The sequence below is a fragment of the Mycobacterium kyorinense genome (assembly GCF_001672775.1).
GTDB classification, from domain to species: Bacteria; Actinomycetota; Actinomycetes; order Mycobacteriales; family Mycobacteriaceae; genus Mycobacterium; species Mycobacterium kyorinense_A.
Genome location: NZ_LZKJ01000029.1, coordinates 26797 through 34113 on the forward strand (window position 1 = coordinate 26797; position 7317 = coordinate 34113).

A 7317-nucleotide genomic window follows, 5' to 3' on the forward strand; every position below is an offset into this window, starting at 1 on the left:
ATGAGTCAGCACGCACCAGCACCCATTCCATCAATCGAAACCGCCACCGACCCCATACATTCCACGGCGGACCTGCTCGAACGATGGCGGGCGCTGATGGGACCACTGGGATTTGGCGAACGGTTGTTGTGGTTCGGTTTCGTCGGGCCGGATCGTCGGCTGACCAAGATGCTCAGCCAAACCCCGATCGGTCCGCGGCCGCAGGCTCGATATCTGAAGAACCTGATGTCGGCGCTGCGCACATTGCTCGACGATCTTGCGTCGGGTTCCACGGTCGCGCTGCTGATCACGGGTCCCGGACGAGGCCCGATTTCGTCCGCCGACCGGGTCTGGGCGAAGTCATTGGCCGCCATGGCCGAACGCTTCGATGTACCCGTTGAGCCGATCTTCCGCGCCAACGATGAGGTGCTGCTGCAGATCTAGCCGGCCTGAGAAACCGCCTACGCGCGGGACGCGGATCTGCGCCCGATGTAGCGGATGCCGGCGAGTTGCGGCATGCGGTACCGGGTGAGCGCCTGGCGTCTCGACCCCGACCGGACACGGTGGCGGTACCGGGCGAGTTCGCGCTGCACGGAGGGCGCGAGCAGCGGCCCCAGCACCGCGCCAGCGCCGAGCGCCAACGCCAGTCCTGCGGCCATCCCGAGGGTTCCCCCGGCGGTCGGCTGCCCATTGACCAATTGGACGAAGCCCCGGTAGAGGGTCAGCCCGGGAACGAGCGGCACGATGCCGGCCATGATGATCACCAACGGGGTGGCTCGCAGCCGGGGCGCCAGCAGGGTGCCGACCAGACCGGTGGCCGCCGCGGCCACGAATGAGCTTGCGATGGTGTTGATCTCGATGAGTTGCAGCCCGAAGAACAGCAGCGTTGCGGTCGCCCCGGCGATGCCTGCCGCCACCGCCGCGCGGATCGATGCGTAGCCGGCGATCGCCGCCGCCGCGGCACCGATCGCGCCCGCCACCATGTACACCGGCACGCTCAGCGCGGCGACTACCGGCATGTCCGGGATCACCTGGACGTCGACACCGGCTGCTCGACCGATTCGCACCGCGATGGAGACGCCGACCAGGATGCCCGCCGACGAGAGCAGGATGTCCATCATCCGCGACACGGCGGTGAGCTGGTAACCGGTGATGGCGTCTTGCACCGAACCGACGGTGGCCAGCCCCGATAGCAACACCACGATGTTGGCTGCGACCACCGGCGACATCGGGGTGTTGTCGGGCAGCCAACCGGCCGCGTGAAGTCCGATGGCGACGCCGGTGGCGACCGCGGCTGCAACCACCTGCTGGAACAACAGCGGCAGATGCCGGCGGTTGAGGATGCGACCTACCCGGTCGATCAGCGCAGTGGTCAGCGCTGAAATCACGGCCACTAGCGGCCCGGCACCGATCAATACGGAAAAGCCGCCGGCCATCACCGCCCAGCCGACGGTGGCTACCCAGCGAGGATACGGATGCGCTGCCTCCGCCAGAGTGTCCAGTTGCCGCTGCACCCACTCGGGCTCCGGCGTGGTGTCGACGACGTGCTGGGCGAGGTCGGTGGTCAGCTGCAGCCGGGTGTAATCCAGCGAGCGGGACTGCACCAGATACATCGCGCTGACCGGCGCGCCCGGCACGCCTCGCGGGACCGAGACCGTGATCGAGTTCGCGGTGATGTCGACCTGTGTCTGCGGGAGGCCGTAGGCCGTAGCGACGGCAACGATGGTGGACGTGACGTCCGCCGTTCCAGCCTGCGAACCCAGCAGGAGCTGCCCGAACCGCAGCGCAATATCGAGAACTCGCCGGACCCCGGCCTCGTCCATGCCGTAACTTTTCCTCTCATCCTCTGCCGTGCGAGGGTCTGCGTGCTCTGCTGTCGAGGTTGCCGGCGTCATCGCCCTCCTTCGTCGCGTGGTGTCCCTGGCATAGGCTTCGGACTTGGGTTCCCACCTTGTAGAGGAAGGAATCCACGCGTGTGTCGACAGGCCGTCGCTCCGGCCCCCGAAAGGTCGTGCGAACTGGGCCGACGCGCCGCGGTTACAGCAAATACCGGTAGGCCGGCGACCCCGGCTCGAGGCATTCGAATTGGATGTCGGTGGCGCGCATCCGGGCCAGCAGGCCGTCGAAGTTGGCCGCCGATCCCAGTTCGATGCCGACCAGCGCCTCGCCGGTTTCGCGGTTGTTGCGCTTGACGTACTCAAACAGCGTGATGTCGTCGTCGGCCCCGAGCACGGTGTCGAGGAATCGGCGCAACGCGCCGGGCTCCTGCGGAAAGTTGACCAGGAAATAGTGCTTGAGCCCGAGATGAACCAGCGAACGCTCCAACACTTCCCCGTAGCGGGAGATGTCGTTGTTACCGCCCGAGATCAGGCACACCACCGTCGAATCCGGTTCGACGTCGGCCTCTAGCAGGCCAGCTACCGAGAGCGCGCCGGCCGGCTCCGCGATGATGCCCTCGTTTTGGTACAGGTCCAACATTGCGGTGCAGACCGCGCCCTCGTCCACCGTGGTGATCGACACCATGTCACCGGCGGCGGCCAGTGCGGCGTAGGTCAGCGTGCCGGCGCGATTCACCGCGGCGCCGTCGACAAACTGGTCCACATCGTCCAGCGTCACCGGCTCGCCGGCGGCCAGCGCAGCCATCATCGCCGCCGCACCCGCCGGTTCGACACCCAGCACCGAGGTGGTGGTTGTCCGCTCCGCCAGGTAGCTGGTGATGCCGGCGATGCATCCACCCCCGCCGACCGGGACCACCACCAGATCCGGCTCACGGTCGAGCTGGCCGAGCAACTCCACCGCGATCGTCCCCTGCCCGGCCATCGTCCGCAGGTCGTCGTAGGGCGGGACGAGCGTCGCCCCAGTGCGCGCCACGTCGTCCAACGCGGCCGCGGCCGCCAGATCGTAGGTCGACCCACCCACGATCAGCTCGATGAAATGCCCCCCGTGGTAGCGAATGCGGTCAAGCTTTTGCTTGGGCGTCTTGGCCGGCACGTAGACACGGCCGTGGATGCCCAGGGCACGGCAGGCGAACGCGAAACCCTGGGCATGGTTACCCGCCGACGAGCACACCACGCCCGCGGCGGTCTCCTCCTCGGGCAGCTGCACCAGCAAGTTGTAGGCGCCGCGCAGCTTGTAGGAACGAACCGCCTGCAGATCTTCACGCTTGAGATAGACCGTGGCGCCCGTAGCCGCCGATAGCCGGTCGCTGAACTGCAGCGGCGTCGGCGTGACTACGCCGGCGATTCGGTTGGCCGCCGCCTCGATATCCGCTGCTGACAGCAGCGGGCAATTCTGAGCGCTGGGCCTCTCGGCCGGTTCGGCGGACACCGATCAATGGTGCCATGCGGCTGTTTTTACCGCGCGCGTCGGCTCAATCCACCGGGGTAAGCACAAACACCGGGATTTGCCGCTCGGTCTTGGTCTGGTACTTGGCGTAGTCCGGCCAGGCCTCGACGGCACGCTCCCACCACGTGGCTTTTTCGTCGCCGAACACCTCGCGCGCCTCGTAGTCGCCGGTCACCGGGCCGTCCTGCAACTCGACGCGCGAGTTCTTCTTGACGTTGTAATACCAAACAGGGTTCTTTGGAGCGCCGCCCAACGAGGCGACGATCGCGTACTGGCCCCCGTGCTCAACGCGCATCAGCGGCGTTTTGCGAAGTTTGCCCGTCTTTGCTCCGACGGTGGTCAGCAGGATGATGGGCTTTCCCTGCATCTCGGTGGCTTCGGTTCCGCCCGACGCCGCATACGTGTCGGCTTGTTCGCGGGACCAATCGAGCGGGCTGGGCGCATATTCACCGGAAAGGGGCATGCAGACCAGCTTAGAGGGCCGTCGCCGGTCGTCAGGCCTTCTGCGCGGCGACGAACCTCTCGACGTCAATGCCGGTCAAGTCCCGACCGGCCGGCTCGAAATAGCGGGCGCGGTATTCCGCGGAACCGACTTGTTCGCACTCGGTCCAGCCGTACTGCCGCAGAAAGTCGCCGACCCCCGCCGGGGAAAGACCAAATCGGTAGATCCCTTCCTTCACGACCCATCGCTGGTAGGCCTTGTCCCACCCGTAGAGCTGTTTGCCCTCGAGGAATTCGCGCAGGATGTAGGTAAAGACGAGCCGACTCGACGTCGGCGCCTTGGCCAGTACCGCGAACACTCGGGCGATCGCATCGTGCGATAGGTAAGGCGTGACCGCTTCGATGACGTACATTGTCGGCTGGTTGCTCTGAAATCCTTGTGTTACAAGGGAATTCTCAAGATCTCCGGTCTCTAGATTGACGGCAACCAACTCGATTGAGGCCGGCACCCCGCCGAACAGTCGCTCGATTAGCGCCTTCTTGCGCGCGGAGTTCTCGGGCAGGTCAACTTCAAACGCGTCAGCGCCAGCACGCGCAATCAGCCGAAACGCGCGCGTGTCGAATCCTGCGCCCAGGATCACGAACTGCTTGATCCCCGCGGACAGTGCATCCACCACTTGCTCATCGGCGTACCGCTTGCGCGCGACGACGCCACCCCAGAAGCCCGGCATCTGCTTATCCACTGACCGAGCCAGCAGGCCGCGCAACGGCTGCCACGCCATGGCATGGGCCGCCATCCGCAATCCCGGCGACAGCATCCGGATCGCGAATTCATCGTCGCTAACCCGCTGCCCTCTCGGGTAATGCATCTCCAGCGCGGGAAACAGCATCGGCGCGTCAGCCGACCGCGCCTTGAGCGCCCGCCGTGTCATTGTCTGCCTTTCGGTCGCGCAATTATTTACGTTTCTAATAGACGCTTGAGTTGTTCACCATATCGACCGAGAGATTCGGCGCTCAGCATGTCATGATGCCCGCAATCGACCGTGTGCTCGGTAATGTCGCCGGTGACATAAGGCCGCCAATTTTCCAGCGCGGATACACCGTGCCCGTTAGTAGTTCGGCCAGCAGAGAATATGACCATATCGCCGTCAAAGACATCTGGCACGTGTTCGAGGAGGTACAGCTGGTTCGCATTGACACTCTTCAGCATGAACTCCAACAGCTGTTTGGACGGAAGTGCGACCTTCGCTGCTTCTCCTTGCTGCTGAATTGCTTGCTCTGCTTGCTGATAGGTTAGAGGACTCGTATGTGCTGGAACGTCTATTCCGTTGGTGCGCAAGATTTGTTCGAGGACTTGATTCTCGTCTGCAGCTTTGATTTTTGCGGTGTGGTGGTCAGTGACGGAAGGGTCTAACAGTATGAGACGTTGGACTACACACCCGCGCCGACGAAGCTTGACAGCGAGCTCGTGGGCTACGACGCCCCCAAACGACCAGCCGAGAAGCTTGTAGGGCCCCGTCGAATAAACGGCTTGGAGCCGGTCGGCATAGCTTGCCGCCATGCTACGAATCGATGCTGACTCAGGTTCGTTAGTTTGCAGGATTTGGTTAATTCCAATGATCGGACAATCTAAATGATTGCCCAGAGTTCGATACGACCAACTAAGCCCGAAACCGTCATGAATACAGCACAGCGCAACACCGGTGCCCTCGTTGAGAACCTCGACAGGGATGACTTCCACCGAGCTGTCAGGTGTGCCCAGCCGCAGGCTCAACCTGGCAACGGAAGGCGCCTCGAACACCGTGCGTACGGCAACTGCGACATCGAGGCGGGTGTTGATCGCGGCGATCAGGCGCATCGCCGAGAGGGAATCTCCACCCAAGTCGAAGAAGGAGTCGTCGACGCCGACCCGCTCGAGTCCCAGGATCTGGGCGTAGATACCGGCCAGGATCTCCTCGGTGGGGTTGGCCGGGGCCCGGTAATCACCGCCATCCCGGTACTCCGGTGCCGGCAGTGCGCGAATGTCCAGTTTGCCGTTGACCGTCAACGGCAACGCATCCAAGCCGATGACCGCGGCCGGCACCATATAGATCGGCAGCCGCTCAGCCAGCGCTGCGCGCACCGTGGATGGTTCAGCTGTTCCGGTGATGTAACCGACGAGGCGTTTGGTACCCGGGCGGTCTTCGCGAACGATCACCACCGCGTGCTCGACACCGTCCAAACCCGCTAGAGCGGTTTGGATCTCGCCGAGCTCGATGCGATACCCCCGGATCTTGACCTGCTCATCAGCGCGACCGAGATAGCGCAGTTGTCCATCGGCCCCCCAACACACCAGGTCCCCGGTGCGATACATCCGTTGTCCGGACGCCCCGGCCCAGCCGAATGGGCAGGCCACAAACCGCGATGCGGTCAATCCTGCGCGACGCACATACCCGCACCCCACACCTCGGCCGGCCACGTACAACTCACCGATCACCCCGGCCGGTACCGGGCGCAACCACCCATCGAGCACAAACACCGCCGCTTCCGGCACCGGCGCCCCAATCGGTGCTGCCCCCGACCCCGCCACCAACGGTGCGCTCATCGACGCATACACCGTGGTCTCGGTTGGGCCGTAGGCGTTGACCATCACCCGGTCAGACGCCCAGCGGTCCACCAACTCGGCTGGACACGGTTCACCGCCCACCAGCAACGCGACCGACTCCAAGCCTTCCGCTGAGAGCATCGCCGCCGCCGACGGAGTCTGGGTCAACACACTGACTTGCTCTTCAATCAACAAGTCGTGGAACTCATCTGGTGAGCCGACCACCGATTCGGGCACGATCACCAGCCGGCCACCGCTCAGCAGCGCAGCCCAGATCTCCCCTACCGAAAAGTCAAAAACGTACGAATGACACTGCGTCCAGACCGATGCCCGGGGCACATTAGTCGGCCATGACTCCACCAAATGGGTCAGGTTGTGATGGCTGATGGCCACCCCTTTCGGCATCCCGGTAGTGCCCGAGGTGTAGATCAGGTAGGCGATATCCTCAGGACCCGGAGCCGGTAGCGTCGTACTCGGTTGGCCGTCGACGCCGGGATCATCGACATCGACAACCAACACGTCAAAACCGGCCAGCCTCGCCACCAAATCCGCGGTAGTAACCACTGCCACTGCCGCAGCATCGGCGAGCATGAATTCCATCCGCGCTCGTGGATACTGCGGATCGATCGGCAGATAGGCTGCCCCAGCTTTGAGCACCGCCAGCATCGCCACGATCGCCTGTATTGACCGCGAGCACAGCAGCCCGGCGCACTCGCCCGGTCCTACGCCGTGATCAGCCAGCACGTGCGCCAACCGATTCGCCGCCTCGTCGAGTTCGCGATAGGTCAGCGAACGGCCCTCACCGATGAGCGCCACGGCATCCGGTGTCCGGGCCACCTGCGCGGCCCACAAGACCAAAACGGACACCGCCGTGGACTGCGGCTGGGTCAAGACTGCCCGGTTGCCGAGCTTTTCTAGTCGGGCGTGTTCGTCGTCGTCGAGGAGGTCCACTGATGACAATGGCCGGC

6 protein-coding genes are annotated in these 7317 nt (G+C 64.2%); 1 reads left to right on the forward strand and 5 read right to left on the reverse strand.

All coding sequences use genetic code 11. From position 1 onward, the window contains the following. Positions 1–423, forward strand: coding sequence for a hypothetical protein (locus A5707_RS01945; RefSeq protein WP_065012841.1), 423 nt, complete (start codon positions 1–3; stop codon positions 421–423). Positions 424–440: 17 nt separating this feature from the next. On the opposite strand, the gene A5707_RS01950 is transcribed toward A5707_RS01945, so the two are convergent. The 5 genes from A5707_RS01950 to A5707_RS01970 all read right to left on the reverse strand — a co-directional run. Continuing rightward, positions 441–1802, reverse strand: coding sequence for a threonine/serine ThrE exporter family protein (locus tag A5707_RS01950; protein ID WP_065012842.1), 1362 nt, complete (start codon positions 1800–1802; stop codon positions 441–443). A gap of 214 nt (positions 1803–2016) precedes the next feature. Then, positions 2017–3306 (reverse strand): threonine ammonia-lyase, encoded by a 1290-nt coding sequence (ilvA, locus tag A5707_RS01955; RefSeq protein ID WP_065012843.1) that lies wholly within the window; start codon positions 3304–3306, stop codon positions 2017–2019. 43 nt (positions 3307–3349) lie between these two features. Then, complete coding sequence (locus A5707_RS01960) at positions 3350–3787, reverse strand: nitroreductase family deazaflavin-dependent oxidoreductase (protein WP_065012844.1); 438 nt, start codon at positions 3785–3787, stop codon at positions 3350–3352. Positions 3788–3818: 31 nt separating this feature from the next. Next, positions 3819–4697: a class I SAM-dependent methyltransferase gene (locus A5707_RS01965; RefSeq protein WP_065012845.1), complete on the reverse strand. Its 879-nt coding sequence runs from the start codon at positions 4695–4697 to the stop codon at positions 3819–3821. 26 nt (positions 4698–4723) lie between these two features. Continuing rightward, positions 4724–7317, reverse strand: a 2594-nt coding sequence (locus tag A5707_RS01970) for a non-ribosomal peptide synthetase (protein ID WP_156657469.1), incomplete at its 5' end; no start/stop codon positions are given.